This is a genomic window from Curtobacterium sp. SP.BCp, assembly GCF_051903255.1.
In the GTDB taxonomy this organism is placed as follows: domain Bacteria; phylum Actinomycetota; class Actinomycetes; order Actinomycetales; family Microbacteriaceae; genus Curtobacterium.
The window spans coordinates 496,068-512,267 of record NZ_CP194338.1; the positions used below are offsets into that span (position 1 = coordinate 496,068).

At 70.8% G+C, this 16,200-nt stretch carries 14 protein-coding genes and 1 tRNA gene; 5 read left to right on the forward strand and 10 right to left on the reverse strand.

All coding sequences use genetic code 11. The features are described 5' to 3' along the window. Positions 1 to 48: 48 nt before the first annotated feature. The 4 genes from ACRQ4C_RS02630 to ACRQ4C_RS02645 form a co-directional block, all read right to left on the reverse strand. A complete protein-coding gene (locus ACRQ4C_RS02630; protein WP_400410791.1) occupies positions 49 to 1,095 on the reverse strand; it encodes an NAD(P)-dependent alcohol dehydrogenase in 1,047 nt (348 codons plus the stop codon). A 119-nt stretch (positions 1,096 to 1,214) separates the two neighbouring features. Continuing rightward, on the reverse strand, positions 1,215 to 2,234 hold the full coding sequence (locus ACRQ4C_RS02635; RefSeq protein WP_439690029.1) for a glycerate kinase: 1,020 nt from the start codon (positions 2,232 to 2,234) through the stop codon (positions 1,215 to 1,217). A gap of 55 nt (positions 2,235 to 2,289) precedes the next feature. Beyond that, positions 2,290 to 3,399, reverse strand: a complete 1,110-nt coding sequence (locus ACRQ4C_RS02640) for an FAD-dependent oxidoreductase (protein ID WP_439690030.1) — start codon at positions 3,397 to 3,399, stop codon at positions 2,290 to 2,292. Positions 3,400 to 3,485: 86 nt separating this feature from the next. Beyond that, positions 3,486 to 3,559, reverse strand: a tRNA-Gly gene (locus tag ACRQ4C_RS02645). A gap of 212 nt (positions 3,560 to 3,771) precedes the next feature. Between ACRQ4C_RS02645 and ACRQ4C_RS02650 the strand changes: the two genes are divergently transcribed. Together ACRQ4C_RS02650 and ACRQ4C_RS02655 are read left to right on the forward strand one after the other, a co-directional pair. Beyond that, on the forward strand, positions 3,772 to 4,884 hold the full coding sequence (locus tag ACRQ4C_RS02650; protein WP_439690031.1) for a DUF6177 family protein: 1,113 nt from the start codon (positions 3,772 to 3,774) through the stop codon (positions 4,882 to 4,884). A gap of 25 nt (positions 4,885 to 4,909) precedes the next feature. After that, positions 4,910 to 5,221 carry a hypothetical protein gene (locus ACRQ4C_RS02655; protein WP_290132955.1) on the forward strand — a complete coding sequence of 104 codons (312 nt, stop codon included), beginning with the start codon at positions 4,910 to 4,912 and terminating at the stop codon, positions 5,219 to 5,221. A gap of 196 nt (positions 5,222 to 5,417) precedes the next feature. Here ACRQ4C_RS02655 and ACRQ4C_RS02660 read toward each other — a convergent pair whose 3' ends face one another. After that, a complete protein-coding gene (locus tag ACRQ4C_RS02660) occupies positions 5,418 to 7,463 on the reverse strand; it encodes a cytochrome c oxidase assembly protein (protein ID WP_439690032.1) in 2,046 nt (681 codons plus the stop codon). Between the two features lie 112 nt (positions 7,464 to 7,575). Further along, a complete protein-coding gene (locus ACRQ4C_RS02665) occupies positions 7,576 to 8,682 on the reverse strand; it encodes a GNAT family N-acetyltransferase (RefSeq protein ID WP_439690033.1) in 1,107 nt (368 codons plus the stop codon). Between the two features lie 80 nt (positions 8,683 to 8,762). On the opposite strand from ACRQ4C_RS02665, the gene dcd reads away from it, so the two are divergent. From dcd to ACRQ4C_RS02680, 3 genes are all read left to right on the forward strand, one after another. Next, complete coding sequence (gene dcd / locus ACRQ4C_RS02670) at positions 8,763 to 9,350, forward strand: dCTP deaminase (RefSeq protein WP_022903028.1); 588 nt, start codon at positions 8,763 to 8,765, stop codon at positions 9,348 to 9,350. 154 nt (positions 9,351 to 9,504) lie between these two features. Continuing rightward, on the forward strand, positions 9,505 to 10,020 hold the full coding sequence (locus ACRQ4C_RS02675; RefSeq protein WP_290132951.1) for a helix-turn-helix domain-containing protein: 516 nt from the start codon (positions 9,505 to 9,507) through the stop codon (positions 10,018 to 10,020). Continuing rightward, positions 10,017 to 10,361, forward strand: coding sequence for a HepT-like ribonuclease domain-containing protein (locus ACRQ4C_RS02680; protein WP_290132950.1), 345 nt, complete (start codon positions 10,017 to 10,019; stop codon positions 10,359 to 10,361). The genes ACRQ4C_RS02675 and ACRQ4C_RS02680 overlap by 4 nt, the downstream gene beginning before the upstream one ends. 129 nt (positions 10,362 to 10,490) lie before the next feature. Here the strand turns inward: ACRQ4C_RS02680 and ACRQ4C_RS02685 are convergent, their stop codons facing one another. The 4 genes from ACRQ4C_RS02685 to ACRQ4C_RS02700 form a co-directional block, all read right to left on the reverse strand. Continuing rightward, on the reverse strand, positions 10,491 to 11,594 hold the full coding sequence (locus ACRQ4C_RS02685) for a substrate-binding domain-containing protein (protein WP_290132949.1): 1,104 nt from the start codon (positions 11,592 to 11,594) through the stop codon (positions 10,491 to 10,493). Positions 11,595 to 11,677: 83 nt separating this feature from the next. Beyond that, positions 11,678 to 12,970: a multiple monosaccharide ABC transporter permease gene (gene mmsB, locus ACRQ4C_RS02690; RefSeq protein ID WP_400410770.1), complete on the reverse strand. Its 1,293-nt coding sequence runs from the start codon at positions 12,968 to 12,970 to the stop codon at positions 11,678 to 11,680. Beyond that, the gene (gene mmsA / locus ACRQ4C_RS02695; RefSeq protein ID WP_290134156.1) at positions 12,967 to 14,490 is read right to left on the reverse strand and encodes a multiple monosaccharide ABC transporter ATP-binding protein; all 1,524 of its coding nucleotides are present in this window, start codon (positions 14,488 to 14,490) and stop codon (positions 12,967 to 12,969) included. The genes mmsB and mmsA overlap by 4 nt, the downstream gene beginning before the upstream one ends. Before the next feature lie 479 nt (positions 14,491 to 14,969). After that, positions 14,970 to 15,989, reverse strand: coding sequence for a LacI family DNA-binding transcriptional regulator (locus ACRQ4C_RS02700; protein ID WP_290132947.1), 1,020 nt, complete (start codon positions 15,987 to 15,989; stop codon positions 14,970 to 14,972). Positions 15,990 to 16,200 lie beyond the last annotated feature (211 nt).

The window sequence follows — 16,200 nt, forward strand, 5'->3', positions numbered from 1 at the left end:
GGCGCGTGGCGGACTCGCCACGCGCCTCCCGGTCGGTCTCCGATCGCGTCAGGCGAGCGTGGCCGCGTCGATCACGAAGCGGTACCGGACGTCCGAGGACAGCACACGCTCGTACGCCTCGTTGATCTGGTCCGCGCTGATCAGCTCGGTCTCCGGCAGGATGCCCTTCTCTGCGCAGAAGTCGAGCATCTCCTGGGTCTCGCGGATGCCGCCGATGGCGGAGCCGGCCCAGCTCAGGCGACGCGGGATGAGCGCGAACGCCGGCACCTCGAGGGGCTCGGACGGGGCGCCGACGTTCACCATGGTGCCGTCGACCTTGAGGAGCCCGAGGTAGGACGCCATCGGGATCTTCGCGGAGACGGTGTTGATGATGAGCTCGAACGAGTTCGCGAGCTTCTCGAACGTCTCCGGGTCCTTCGTCGCGTAGTGGGCCGTCGCGCCGTAGCGGAGCGAGTCCTCCTGCTTCGACGTGGTCTGCGACAGGACGGTGACCTCGGCGCCGAGCGCGACCGCGATCTTCACCGCCATGTGCCCGAGGCCGCCCATGCCGATGACGGCGACCTTCGAGCCGGGGCCGACGCCCCAGTGGTGCAGCGGCGAGTAGGTCGTGATGCCGGCGCAGAGCAGCGGTGCGACCTTCTCGATGTCGAGCGACTCGGGGACGCGGAGCACGAAGTCCTCGTTCACCACGATGGCCTGCGAGTAGCCGCCCTGCGTGATGCTGCCGTCGGCCGGGTCGACGCCCGCGTAGGTCTGGATGTTGCCCTTGAGGCAGTACTGTTCCTCGCCCTTGACGCAGTTCTCGCACTCGCCGCAGGAGTTCACCATGCAGCCGACGCCGACGCGGTCGCCGACCTGGTGCTTCGTGACGTCGGAACCGACGGCGGAGACGTGGCCGACGATCTCGTGACCGACGACCTGCGGGTACTGGATCTCGCCCCACTCACCACGGACGGTGTGGATGTCCGAGTGGCAGATGCCGGCGTAGGCGATGTCGATCTCGACGTCGTTCGGACCGAGGTCGCGGCGGGTGATGGTGGTCTTGACGAGCGGCTCCGTGGCGGACGGGGCAGCGTAGGCGTTGACGGTGCGCAATGGTCTCCTCGTGGGGTGGGTCGATTGCTGGAGGGGCCGGTTCCGGCCCCGACTCCAATTCTGCTGGAGCGCGCCACACCGAGGGTGGTCACGCTGGGGCACCCCTGCTGGAGGAACTCTCAGGCCATCCGGGCGAGTCGGGTCCCGGCGATCGTCGCGAACCGCAGCGGGTCGCGGAGCGCGTCGGTCGGCTCACCCGTGGTCTGCGTCGCGATCACCGTCAGCGAGGCCGCGGCGGCGAAGGCGTCCAGCGGAGCCTCGATCGCCCCGGCGACGAGCATCGCCCGGGCGCCCGGTGCGTGCTGCCCGACGAGTTCGTGCACGACCGAGACCACCTTGCCCGCCGCGCTCTGCCCGTCGAACCGCCCCTCGCCCGTGACCACGACGTCGGCGCCGTCGAGCAGCGACGGCAGGCCCAGGACCTCGGCGACCCCGTCCGCACCGCGCACGAGGGTCGCACCCCACGCGAGCAGCCCGAACCCGACGCCACCAGCGGCCCCGGCCCCGGGGGTCGCCGGGTCGACGTGGGGGAAGCGCGCGGCGAACGCCGACAGTCGGGCGTCGAACTCGGCCACGCGCTCGGGGGCGATGCCCTTCTGCGGCCCGAACACCGCGGCGGCACCCGTCGGCCCGACGAGCGGCGAGGTGACGTCGGTGAGGACCGTCACGCCCCCGCTGGGGAGCGGCCGGTCGGCGAGGACGTCGAGCACCGAGGCGCCACCGTCGGTCGAGGCGCTGCCCCCGATGCCGAGCACGAGCCCGATCACGCCCGCGTCGAGCGCCGCGACGATCGCCTCGCCGAAGCCCCGCGAGGTCGCGGTGTCGGGCAGCAGCTCGCCGCCGAGCAGCGGCAGGCCGCTGGTCGCCGCGAGCTCGACCACACCGCGTCCGTCGGGGAGGAGCAGCCACGCGGCCTCGACGGGTTCGCCAGCAGGCCCGGTGATGGTCACGGGCTGCCGGACGGAACCCGGGAACGCGGTGTCGAACGCATCGAGGGTGCCCTCGCCGCCGTCGGCCATCGGCGCGAGGACCAGTTCGTCGTCCGGCCGCTCGACCCGCCAGCCGTCGGCGATCGCCGCAGCCACGGACGCCGCGGTCGCGGTGCCCTTGAACGAGTCCGGAGCCACCACGATGCGCACCCGACCACCGTAGTGGGACGGCTCGGCGGCGACCAGCCGGGTCGCGCGCAGCCGGTCAGCCGGTCAGTGCGAACCGCGGGTGCGGAGCGCCCCCGAGGGCCAGGTCCGCGAGCATCTCGCCCAGCAGCGGCGCGAACTTGAACCCGTGTCCGGAGAAGCCCGTCGCGACGGTGAGCGGCCCGCGGCGGTCGATGACGAAGTCCTCGTCGGGCGTCGTGTCGTAGAGACAGCTGATGAAGGTCGGCCTCGAGGCGTCGACGCCGGGGACGTACCGCGCGACGTACGCCTGCAGGCGCTCGGCCTCCGCAGGCACCGGCTTGGAGTCGCGATGGTCGGGGTCGACCACCGGCCCTGTCCCGTGGAAGCCCACCTTCACGCCCTCGCCCGGGGTCAGCAGGCCGTACACGTCGTCGCCGTCGGCCCAGTGCACGAAGCTCGGCCACGCCTCGTCCGGCAGGTGACTGGGGAAGTGGGCGGGCTGCTCCTGGGTGACGCGGACGGCCGGGAGGCGCGCCCCGCGTCGGGCGAGCAGGTCACCGACCAGCGTGAGGGCCCAGGATCCCGTGGCCGCGATCACCGACCGGCTGCGGATCCGCGCGCCGTCGCTCGTCGACACCGTCAGTTCGTCGCCGTGGTCCTCGATGCCCGTCACCCGGGTGTCGAAGCGGAGGTCCGCCGACCCGGTGGCCTCGGCGAGCGTCAGGAACGCCTCGATCGCCTCGGCGGAGCGGATGCGTCCGGCGGTGGCGTGGGTGAGCACGTGCCCCTCGAACGCGATGCCGGGCCAGCGCTCGGCCGCCTGCTCCGGCGTGAGCGTCTCGTGGGGGATGCCCGCGTCGGCCAGTGCCGCGGCGATGGCGTCGACCACCTCCGGCCGTCCGTGGTCCACCGCGCCGGTCCGGTCGAGAAGCTGTCTGCCCGCACGCGCCTCGAGCGCGTCCCAGCGTGCGAGCGCCCGGGTCGTCAGGGCGACGTAATCGGCATCGGCGTAGCCCTGCCGGAAGATCCGCGTGGCTCCGTGCGACGAGCCCCGGTCGTGCCCGCTGCCGTGCTGCTCGACGAGGACGACGCGCTCGCCGCGGGCCGTGAGGGCGTAGGCCGTTGCTGCTCCGACGACCCCGCCGCCGATGACGAGGTGGGCCGGTGCGAGCTCGTGGGCGGGCATGGGGCGAGCGTAGTGCGCCGGCGGCGGCCGCGTGCGAACGAGTGTGTCCGCACGAGCGCATGCTCGCGGCGCAGTCAGACCAGGAGTGGAGCGAGTGACGGGAATCGAACCCGCGCTACCAGCTTGGGAAGCTGGAGTTCTACCATTGAACTACACTCGCGCATCCCGCTCGGCGGGACGTCGACAACCCTACCGGATTCTCCGCTGGAAGCCAGCCGAACGCGCTCCGGGAGTCTCCGTGGCGGCGGTGATCCGTGCCTCCAGGCCGTGTCCGTGTAGGCGCTGTGAGCCCACCGGCGTGACGGACAGGTGTCGCCCTCGTGTGTACCGTCCAGGGGGACCCGAGCGGCAGGACGACCGAGGAGGAACCGGATGGTCAGGCATCCCCTCATCGACGACGTGGTCGGTTCAGCGATCGTGGTGGACTCCGCTTCGTCGGTGGTGTGGCTGACCGACGCCTTCGCATCCCTGCTCCGCCGCGCCTCCGCTGCCGGCCGGATGGTCGTGCTCCGCACCGGGGCCGGCGCGGCCCTGACCCCGGCCGTGCGCCACGCACTCGGTGCGCACGGCGCGGCGTGGGCGGTCACCGACCCCGACGGGTCCGTGCGTGACGGACGCACCGGCGCGGCGGCGACCGGTGTCGAGGACTTCGTCCGACGCGGTCCGGAACTCGTCGGGACGCCGTCGCCGGAGCACCCGGTGTCGTCGGACTCGGTGCGGCAGATCAGCATCGACCTCACGCTGCGGCACCACGAGGGGCGCGCGGTCGACATGGGGTCCGCCATCGAGGCGCTCTGCGACACCGTCGGTGCGTGTCCGACCCGCTGGGGGACCGCCGAGCCCCTGACCGTGCCGTGGGACCGTTGGGTCGTGACGCAGTACGCGAAGCACGAGGCGCCGGGCGTCTCCACCTCGTACGCGATCGGCGACGGGTTCTCGGCGACGATGACCGCGCACCTGCAGGACGGGGTCGTGATCGAGACCATGTCGGCGGTGCTCACGGTGCCGGAGGAGCACGCCGACCCGTCGCTCGCCCCACGTCTGTTCGACGCCGTCCAGCGGGTCGCCGACGAGGTGGAGCCGGTGTTCGGCGTCGTCATGCAGCGCCGCGGTGACGCGGACCACCTCGTGCGGGCGGTTTCGCACGGCGAGCCGTCGCCGCTCGCGGTCGTCGTCGGACCCGAGGCCACGGCGTTCCTCGACCGCGACGGGGAGTGGCCGCCGCCGCACACGTCGACCACCACGTTCGGGACAGCTGCGGCCGCGGGCGCGGAAGCGTCCGCCGGTTCCACCGGAGACGCCCGGGTTGGCGGGGACGCCGGGCTCATCGTCCGGTTCGAGCACGGGTGGGAGGCGCTCGAAGCGTTCCTCGACCGCATCGACGAAGACCGCTTCCTGCAGCTCGTCGGCGGCGCTCCGCTCGACCCTGCGCACGAGGACGGGCACGTGGGAGCACCGGTCAGCGGAGGTCCCGGTGCCGCGTGAGGTGACCCTCCTCTGTCGTCGGCCCGTGGAGATCCGCGACGTGGCCGAGGCGCTGCTGCTGCACGACGAGACGTGGGGTGTGCGTGCGCTCGACGACGGGCCGGTGATGCAGGTCTGCCGTGACGCGACGCACCCGGTGCTGACGGTGCTCGGTGTCCGACGGGTCGACGCCTTCGACGAGGTCGAGCGGATCCTGCCGGAGGCTCCGACGCTCGAGGTGCCGCTGTGGTGGGTGGACGTGGTGACCCCCGCGGGGCCGGATGGCGAGTCGGGGATCTCGGCGGCGCTCGAGGCGGCGATGGACCTCGACGCCGTGTGCCTCGTGCACGGCGACTGACGCGCTGGGGCGGCCGGCGCGGCGGCGCCGCCGGGCGCGGCCGCCCCGGCCGTCGGCGCACAACCAAAGTCCATCGACACCACGGGAAAGCGCGGTTCGAGCCGACTTTGGTTGTGCGAACGCGAAGCGCACCGGACGCGCCGGGCGCACCGGGCGCACCGGGCGCACCGGGCGCACCGCCCGCGCCTGCCGCCGCTCAGTCGCGGTCGCGCAGCGCCGCGAGCCGATCGTTGTACGCCTTGAGGTCGGCGTCCCCGTCGCGGTCGGCCTTGCGGTCGAGACGCTTGGCGTCCCGCGCATCCGACCGCACCCAGTTCCGCACCACGAGCAGCGCGACGAACACCATCGGCAGCTCACCCGCACCCCACGCGATCCCGCCGCCCGTGTGCTGGTCGGCCAGGAGCGCCGCGTCGTTCGTCTGCCCGAGCGCGTGGAACCAGTCGGACGCGAACACCGACGCCGAGGTCATCACCGCGACGCCGAAGAACGCGTGGAAGGCCAGCGTCGCGAGCAGGGCGATGATGAGGATCGGGTACTGCGGGCGGGCGGGGCCGGGGTCGATACCGACGAAGACCCAGAAGAAGAGGTACCCGCTGAGGACGAAGTGCACGACCATCACGACGTGCCACTCGTGCGACTGCATCGCGTACTCGAACGCGGGCGTGAAGTAGAACACCACGAGGGAGCCGGCGAAGATCACCCCGGCGACCGCTGGCTTCGCCATGAACTGCATGTAGCGGGAGTGCACGAAGAGCATGAGCCACTCGCGGGCCCCGCGGGAGCCGTCGTTGCGCACCGGCAGCGTCCGGAGGGCGAGCAACACCGGGCCGCCGAGGACGAGCGGCAGCGGCACGAACATCATGAGCAGCATGTGCTGCACCATGTGCGACGAGAAGTGGATCATCCCGTAGACGGCCGGGCCGCCCGAGGTCGTCCAGATGAACAGCGCGCACCCGATCAGCCAGGCGATCGTGCGCCCGACGGGCCACTTGTCCCCGCGCTTCCGGAGCTTCCGCACCGCGAGCAGGTACCAGCCGGCACCGGTCACGGCGAGGGCTGCCCACACCCAGTCCCAGTGCCACTCGGTGAAGTACGTGTGCGGGGTCTGGGTCGGCGGGTACGGGTAGCCGATGAGCCCGGAGCGGGTGTCGTCCCCGGTCTCCGGCGTCTGCGGGATCGGCGGCTGCGAGCGCGACACCGCGACCGAGACGCCGATCGCCACGGCCATGAACACGATCTCGGCGAGGGCGAAGCGGGTGAACGAACGGCGGTCGAGCGGCGAGCGGAGGAGTGCCGGCACCAGGCGACGGCGCTGCACGACCCCGGCGAGGCCGAGCAGCACGAGGATCACGGCCTTGGTGGTGATCAGCCAGCCGTACGTCGTCGTGAACAGGTCGAGCGGGCCGGTCAGCCGCAGCGACGCGTTGACGATGCCCGAGAACGCCACCGCGGCGAACGACCACCCGGCGAGCGTCGAGTAGCGCGACACGACCCGGCCGGTCGCGCCCTTCGTCCGGGTGCGGAGCAGCAGCACGGCGACGAGTCCGCCGGCCCAGACGCACACCCCGACAAGGTGCACCGCGAGCGAGTTCACCGCGTTCGCGTGCTCGAGCGACCCGGCGGCGTGCCCCGAGAGCGCCAGCGGCAGCAGCGCGAACAGGGCGAGGACGGTCGCCACGGCGAGGGTCGTCACCCGGGTGGCGAACGCGGCGACGACGGTCGCGCCGAGGATCGCGACCGCGGAGACGACGAGTGCCTGACCGATCTCGACCTGGAACGCGAAGAGCAGGAAGTTCCGGGCGAACACCGGTGACGACAGCGGGACGCCGAGCGTGTTCGCCCCGGTGAGGACGATGCTCACGACCGCGGCGAGGAACCACACGCCGCCGGTCGCCGCGGCCCACCGGGTCGCCCGGTGCTGCACGCTCGAGACCGCCCCGTGGTCCTGCTTGCGAGCGGGGAGCGCGAACGCCGCGACGATGAGGAGGCCGATGGTGACGGCGGCCATCGTGTCGTGCACGGCACGCGCGATCGGCAGGCCGTAGGTCACGAGGTCACCGGCGGAGACGAGCTGCTGGTCGGAGCCGAACGCTCCGGTGACGACCATCCCGAGCACGGCGCAGGCCGCGGCGAGCGGGACGGCGACGACGAGGACCGTCGCGACGGTGGACGTGCGCGCGGTGACGGGCGCCGATTCCGGCGCCGCGCCTCCGGACGGGGGTGCGGAGGACGTGACGGTCATGACCGTCCCATGGTAAGCGCCCCGGCCGGGAGGCACGGTGTGCGTCCGCGACGCCGGCTGCGGTCCGGCTCAGGCCGGGTCGGTCCGCCGACCCGGCCAGCCGGGGCCCGCTTCAGTCCCGGTGCTCCCAGATGCCCTCGCTGCCGACGCCGACGAAGCCGACGGCCTCGTTCACGTCGAGCATCGGCCGGTTCTCCTCGGCGTTGAACGTGACGATCGACGGGCGTCCGGGGAATTCCCGCTCGACGAACGCGATGCCCTCCACCTTGAGCAGCCACCCGAGCCGGTGTCCGCGGTGCTCCCGCAGCACGAGGGTGTCCCACTGCATGACCGCGCGCTCCGGGGCGTCCGGGACGGCCAGCTGCGTGAACCCGACGAGCGTGCCGGAGTCGGCGTGCTCCACGGCGATCGTCACCATCGTCCGCGGCGCCCGCTCGAGCTCGGCCTCCTGCTCGCGGAGACGGTCGGCGTCCCAGACGTCCTCCGGCTCCTCCATGTCACCCTCGGGGGCGTCGGTCGACATCCGGGTGTGCAGCAGTGCGACGCCGTCGAGCCACCGCTCCGGCGTCCGACCGGTCCAGGCGTGCACGCGGTACGCGTCACCCGCGGCACCGGCCGCGCGCTCCCTGAGGGCGGCGACGACCGAGGCGTCGGCGGGCAGCGCGAGTCGGCTGATCCGGTTCACCTGGCCGAAGCGCCACCCGCGACCCTGGAGGAAGCGGACCGCGGCCTCGTCCGCGGGGACGGCGCCGTACCCGGTCGGTGCCTGCAGGAACCCGTCGCCGGCCCCCGGGCCGACCTGGCGCGACACCGCGTACGTCTTCCACTGCGTGCGGCCCTCGTCCCGTGCGACCTGCTCGACCCGGTCGGCGAGCAGGGTGCCGATGCCGCGGCCCTGGTGTGCAGGGTCGACGCCGACGGCGAGCCAGCAGTTCGTGGTCCCCGCTTCGTCCTTCGAGTCGTACGACGCCGAGCCGACGACCGTCCCGGCGGTGTCCCGTGCCACGAACAGCCGACTCGGCGCCCCGGGGGTGTGGCACTGCGGGAGGTACTCCTCCGCGGTCCAGGCGAGCTCGGTCAGCCCGTGGACGTCCGCCTCGGCGCGGTCGGACACGTCGAGCCAGGCACGGAAGGCATCGACGCGTCGGGCGTCGTCGTCCATCGTGGTGGGGACGTCGAGTTCCTCGACGGTGTACGGCGGTCGGCCTGCGGTGGTCATCGTCCTGCTCCCGTTCGCCGCCCGGACCTGGGCAGCCTCACAGGATATCGACGCGGACGACCGGCCGCTAGGCTTCCAGCGTGCTGCTCTCCGACCGCGACATCACCGCCCAGCTCGCCGACGGCCGCATCGGTCTCGACCCGTACGACGCGTCGCTCGTGCAGCCCTCGAGCATCGACGTCCGGCTCGACAAGTACTTCCGGCTGTTCGACAACCACAAGTACCCGCACATCGACCCGGCGGAGGACCAGCCGGAGCTCACGCGGCTGGTGGAGACCGACCCGGACGAGGCGTTCGTCCTGCACCCGGGGGAGTTCGTGCTCGGGTCGACGTTCGAGGTCGTGAGCCTGCCGGACGACATCGCGGCACGGCTCGAGGGCAAGAGCTCGCTCGGGCGTCTCGGGCTGCTGACGCACTCGACGGCGGGCTTCATCGACCCGGGGTTCTCCGGGCACGTCACGCTCGAGCTGTCGAACGTCGCGACACTGCCCATCAAGCTCTGGCCGGGCATGAAGATCGGCCAGCTCTGCTTCTTCCAGCTGTCCAGCCCCGCGGAGAAGCCGTACGGGTCGGCCGAGTACCAGTCGCGCTACCAGGGGCAGCGCGGACCGACCGCGTCGCGCTCGGCGCAGAACTTCCACCGCACGGACGTCTCCACGCGCGACTGAGGCAAGCGGCGGGCCCGCGGTGGGCCCGCGTCGGGCCCGCGTCGGCCGCGGATCAACGACACACCGCGATATAGCAGGAGCAATCCCCGCAACCGGTTGTGGCGAACCGCAGTACATGGGCCGGCAAATTTCGCATTCTGTGTATCGTGGCCGCATGTCCGCAGTCCTCCCCAGGCCCGCGCCGCCGGTGTCGGCAGCCGAGCTCATCCGTGACGCCCGCGTCCGCGCCGAGCTGACACAGGTGCAGCTCGCCGTCCGGGCCGGTGTCACCCAGAGCGTCATCAGCACCTACGAGAACGGTCGTCGGGAGCCCTCGCTCGCCGCACTGCAGCGGCTGCTGCTCGCCGCCGGCTTCACCGCGTCGATCGAGCTCGAACCCGTCGAGGAGCCGCCGCCCCTGCGGGAACGGGTGGCCGCCGTGCGGAACGAGCTCCACGCCATCGTGCGGCGGCTCGGCGGACGCAACCCGCGCATCTTCGGCAGTGTCGCGCGCGGGGAGGACGGGCCGGGGAGCGACGTCGACCTCATGGTCGACCTCGGGCGCGGGCTCGGCATCTTCGCGCTGATGCGGATCCAGGACGAGGCCGAACAGCTGCTCGGGACCCGGGTCGACGTCGTGGACGCCGCGGGGATGGACCCGAAGGTCGTGCGCGAGGCGATCCCGCTGTGACACGGGGGACGGGGGAACGCCTGGACGACGTGATCCGGGCGTGCGGGGTGATCGGCGAGTACGTCAGCGACGACGGGCTGCCGGAACACCTCGTGTACGACGCGGTCCGGATGCGACTGGTCGAGATCGGGGAGGCGGTGCGGATGCTCCCGGGGGAGGTGACCGCCTCCGAACCGAGCATCCCGTGGGCGAAGGTGTCCCTGCTCGCGGAGCGGCTCACCCGTCGGTACTTCGACACGACCCCGGCGGTCGTCTTCGGGACCGCGCGGACCGACGTGCCGCACCTGTGCGCCGCGGCTCGCCGCCTGCGGGCGGCGCACGTCGAGGACGCGACCACGTGACGGCCGGGAGGGACGGTGCGGGCCCGCACCGTTCCTCCCGGCCGTCGTCCGGTCCCGTCCTCGGGCGCGGGACGGCCCCGTCTCGCGAGTGCGAGACGGGGCCGTCCGTGTGCTGTGTGCCGAGGGGACTCAGCCCTTCTTGGCGAGCTCCTCGAGGGTGTCGTTGCCCTTGTAGGCCTCGACCGCGTTCTCCTTGGTGACGAGGATCGGGGTGAGCTCGATCGCCGGGACCGTCTTGACGCCGTTGTAGTTGTTCGTCTTGTCGATCTTGGTGTCGGGCTTGTTGCCCTTCGAGAGGTCGGACACCAGGTCGATGGCGGCCTGCGCCTCCTCGGTGGTGTTCTTGTAGATGGTCGAGTACTGCGTGCCCTTCATGATGAGCGGGATCGACGCGGTCTCCGAGTCCTGACCGGTGACGACGGGGTTCGGCTTGCCGGCCGCCTTCGTCGCGGTGAGGATCGCACGGGCGAGGGTGTCGTTCGGCGACAGGACGCCGTCGAGCTTGGTGTCACCCGAGTAGTACTGCGACAGCAGGTCGGTCATGCGCGACTGGGCGTTCTGCGCGAGCCAGCCCTTGGTCTGGACCTTCTGGAACGTCTCCTGGCCGGACACGACCTTGACCGTGCCGTCCTTGATCTTCGGCTCGAGCACGTTCATCGCGCCGTTGAAGAAGACCGTCGCGTTCGCGTCGTCCGCCGAACCGGCGAAGAGCTCGATGTTGTAGGGGCCGTCACCCTTCTCGGCCTTGAGTCCGTCGAGGAGTGCCTGCGCCTGCAGCTGGCCGACCTTGTAGTTGTTGAACGCCACGTAGTAGTCGACGTCCTTGGTGTTCAGGATGTTGCGGTCCCAGGCGATGACGGTGACGCCCTTCGCCTTGGCGGCCTTCACCTGCGAGCCGAGCTGCGAACCGTCGGCGGCACCGATGATGACGACCTTCGCGCCCTTGGTGACCATGCCCGAGATCTGCGACTGCTGGTCCGGGACCGGGTTGCCGGCGTTGGCGTACTGGATGTCGGCCTTGAAGCCGGCGTCCTCGATCGACTTCTCGAACGCGGCGCCCGCGAGCACCCAGTTCTGCGAGGTCTTGGCCGGCAGGGCGACACCGATCAGGTCACCCTTCTTGATCTCCGTGCTGGCGGAGTCCGAACCGGAGGTCCCGCGAGCGGAGCAGCCGCTGAGGGCGAGGCCCGCGACGAGGGCCAGGCCGATTCCGGCGATGAGCTTCTTGCGCATGAGATTGCTTTCTCTTCGTTGAGGGGTGGTGCTGTGGTGGTGGGGTTCGTGCGCCGGGCGGACGGGCCGCCCGGCGCAACGTTCTACTGGGGGTTGACCTTGTCCGGCTGGTCGTCGATCGACCGCGGCTGCTGGGCGGCCACCGTGTTCTGCTCGGTGTCCTTCCGCTGGAACTGCCGCATCATGCCGCCGATCAGCGACGGGCGTCCCTGGGACTTCGAGTAGACGTCGAAGGCGACCGCGACGAGGAGGACGAGACCACGGATGATCTGGACCTTGTTCGACTCGATGCCCATGAGCTGGAGACCGTTCGACAGGAGCGCCATCACGAGGCCACCGATGATCGACCCGGAGATGGTGCCGATGCCACCGGCGACCGCGGCGCCACCGACGAACACGGCCGCGATCGCGTCGAGCTCCCAGCCGGTGCCGTCGGCAGGACCGGAGGCGTTCGAGTAGCCGACGAAGACCATGCCCGCGACGGCGGCCAGGACCGACATGTTCGCCATGACGAAGAAGTTGACCTTGCGGGCGCTGACGCCGGACAGGACGGCGGCGCTGGCGTTGCCGCCGACCGCGTAGACCTGGCGGCCGAAGATCGTGTTCTTCGTGATGAAGCCGTACACGATCGTGAGGACGCCGAGGATGATCGCGACGATCGGGACCGAGGTGCCGACCGGGCCGGCGCCGAACAGGTAGGTCGCGACGAGGGTGACGGCGACGAGGATGCCCGTGCGGACGACGGAGACCCACAGCGGCGGGACCTCGGCCTGCATCTTGCGGCGACGACGGCGACCGCGCACCTCGATGATGATGAGCGCCGCGATCGTCACGAGACCGAGCAGGAGCGTGCCGTTCGAGTAGCCGAAGTCCGGGCCGAAGTCGGGGAGGTAGCCTGCGCCGATCGTGTTGTACGAGTCCGGCGTCGGGACCGAGGTGGACTGACCGATGATCTGGTTCGCACCGCGGAAGATGAGCTGACCGGCGAGCGTCACGATGAACGCGGGGACCCGGACGAACGCCACCCAGAAGCCCTGCCAGGCACCGACGAGTGCACCGACGGCGAGGCCGAGGATGATCGCGGCCCAGGCCGGCCAGTGCCACACGGACATCGACTGCGCGACGATGATGCCGACGAAGGCCGCGACCGAACCGACCGAGAGGTCGATGTGGCCCGCGATGATCACCATCACCATGCCGAGCGCGAGGATGAGGATGTAGGAGTACTGCAGGAACAGGTTGATCACGTTGGTGGGCTCGAGGATGAGCCCGTCGGTCGTGAACCAGAAGAAGGCGACGATCACGACGAGCGCGATGATCATGCCGTACTGGCCGATGCTGTTGCCCTTGCCGAAGAGCAGTTTCAGGTTGTTCATGAGACGGTGGCGCCCTTCCGCGCGGAGGTCATGCTGCGCATGAGGGTTTCGGGGTCGGCCTGGTCGGCCGGGAGGTCAGCGGTGATCTGGCCCTCGAAGATCGTGTAGATCCGGTCCGAGAGGCCGAGGAGTTCGGGGAGCTCGGACGAGATGAGGATGATGCCCTTCCCCTCCGCCGCGAGCTGCTGGATGATGCCGTAGATCTCGAACTTCGCGCCCACGTCGATGCCGCGGGTCGGCTCGTCGAGGATCAGGATGTCCGGGTCGGTGAACATCCACTTCGACAGGACGACCTTCTGCTGGTTCCCGCCGGAGAGCTTCCCGACGTTCTCCTCGACGGTCGGCACCTTGGTGCGGAGCAGCTTCCGGTACTTGTCGGCGACGTTGTACTCCTCGAGGGAGTCGACGACGCCGGCCTTCGAGATCTTCGGCAGGTCAGCGGAGACGGTGCTGCGCTTGACCGTGTCGAGCAGGTTCAGGCCGAGCGCCTTGCGGTCCTCGGAGACGTAGCCGATGCCGTGCTCGATCGCCTGCTGGACGTTCTTCACCTCGATCGTGCGGCCGTCCTTGACGATCTCGCCGCCGAGCCAGGTGCCGTAGGAACGACCGAAGATGCTCATCGCGAGCTCGGTGCGGCCGGCGCCCATGAGACCAGCGAAGCCGACGATCTCACCGCGACGGACGTGGAAGTTCGAGCCCTTGCAGACCAGGCGCGACGGGTCGAGCGGGTGCTGCACGGTCCAGTTGCGGACCTCGAAGAACGTCTCGCCGATCTTCGGGGTGCGGTCCGGGAAGCGGCTCTCGAGCGACCGGCCGACCATCCCGCGGATGATGCGGTCCTCGTTGACGCCGTCGCCCTTCACGTTGAGGGTCTCGATCGTCTTGCCGTCGCGGATGATCGTGATGCTGTCCGCGATCTGCTCGATCTCGTTGAGCTTGTGGCTGATGATGATGCTCGAGATGCCCTTGGCCTTCAGCCCGACGATGAGGTCGAGCAGGTGCTGGGAGTCGTTCTCGTTCAGCGCGGCGGTGGGCTCGTCGAGGATGAGGAGCTTGACGTCCTTGTGCAGGGCCTTCGCGATCTCCACGAGCTGCTGCTTGCCGACGCCGATGTTCTTGATCTGCGTGTCCGGGTCCTCGGCGAGGCCGACGCGGGCGAGCAGGTCCTGCGCGCGGAGCTGGGCGCTCGTCCAGTCGATCACGCCGAACTTCGACGGCTCGTTGCCGAGGAACAGGTTCTCGGTGATCGAGAGCTCCGGGATCAGCGCGAGCTCCTGGTGGATGATCACGATGCCGGCCTGCTCGGACTGCTTGATGTCCTTGAAGCGGACCTCTTCGCCCTCGAAGACGATCTCGCCCTCGTAGGTGCCGTACGGGTACACGCCCGAGAGGACCTTCATGAGGGTCGACTTGCCCGCGCCGTTCTCGCCGCAGATCGCGTGGATCTCGCCGGCGCGGACGTCGAGCGACACCTCGGAGAGGGCCTTCACGCCCGGGAACTCCTTGGTGATGGACCGCATCTCGAGGATGGTCTCGGCTGCGGTCACCGACCTGGTGGCCAGGTCGGGGCCCTGTGGGGTTGACGCCACGGTGCATCTCCTTCTGCCGCTCCAGCGCGGCAGTCATTCGGGTTGACACTGCGGCAGCGGGGGCGCAGTCACCTGCGTGGACCTCGTTGTCGCGTCCGGTGCCCCGGCCGTGTGACGGTCCATGTGAACGGTCACATCGGCTGGAACGGGGGCAATCCTACGCACAGGTGTGCGGATGCTGTCAATTCAGGATTGTCGCGTTTGTGTAACGGCCCGCGTCATCCGGCGCGACGCGCCGGTCCACGTCCCCCGGTGTGGGGTACTTCCGCGTCCTGTTGCGGATGTCCGCACACGTCGGCGGGGTCTGCGTGCACCGGCCTGGAGGCGCGTGGCGGGCCCGCCACGAGCCTCCAGGCCGGTGGTGGGTCGCGTCGGACCGCCGGGTCGGGACGACTCGTCAGGGCGGTGCGTCAGCGCGAGCGCGGCGCGCTCGTGGAGCCGCGCACCACGAGCTGCGGGACGATGTCGATCGGCCGGAGCTGCTCGTCGTCCCGGGGGAGCAGGAGGTCGACGCACCGCCGGCCGAGCTCCGCGAAGTCGACCTGCACGGTGGTGAGCGGCGGCCAGAAGTGCTTCGCCTCGGGGATGTCGTCGTAGCCCACCACCGAGAGGTCGCCGGGGACGTCCAGGCCGTAGGACCGCGCCGCGTGCACGAGCCCGAGCGCCATCTGGTCGTTCGAGCAGAACACCGCCGTGCAGTCCCGCCACCGCAGGAGTTCACGGCCCGCGTGGTAGCCGAAGTCGGCCGTCCAGTCCCCGAGGATCGGCGCCACGACGGGCATCTCGCGGTCCGACATCTCGCGCAGGAAGCCCTGCATCCGGGCGTCGGCCTCGATCCAGTCCTGGGGTCCGGCGATGTGTCGGACGTACTCGTGACCGAGGTCGAGCAGGTGCGCGGTGGCGAGCCGGGCGCCCTCCATCTGGTCCACCCAGAGCGCGGTCGGGTCCTCGCCGACGCTGGCCCGCATCGTGACGTACGGCGTCCGGATGCCGAGCTCCTCGATGAGGTCGAACACCTTCTGCTGCGGGGCGATCACCACGATCCCCTCGACGTCGAGGTCGAGGAGCCGCTGGATGCTCTCGCGCACCGCCTCGTCGGTCGTCTCGGTCAGCGTCGAGGTCGTCACGTTGTACCCGCGGGCCACCGCTGCGTCCTCGATCGCCTGCAGCGCGACCGCGGGGCCGTAGTGCGCCCGCCGCGCCGTGAGGACGCCGATCGTGTGCGTCCGGCTCGTCACCAGCGCCCGCGCGGCCCGGTTCGGCCGGTACTGCAACTGCTCCATCGCGGCGAGGACCCGGTCGCGGGTCTCGGCGCGGATCGCCTCGGAGTTGTTCAGGACACGGGAGACCGTCTGGTGGGAGACCCCGGCGACCCGTGCGACGTCGCGGATGCTGGGCGCACGCGACTGCTGTGCTCGCGTCGACGCCATTGCTGCTCATTCCTGCCCGGTGTCGTGGCACGTCGATGTGCACGTTCACATTCCGGGCCTGATCATTATGCACGCCTCGTCGCTCCACGCCACCCGGGACCGATCACGGCGGCGGCCATCGTCGGCGGACGTGACCGCAAGGCGGCCTGGGGGCGCGGTGCGGCCCCGCACCGCGCTCCAGGCCGTCACGCGGTCGTGTCTGCGCCCCTCG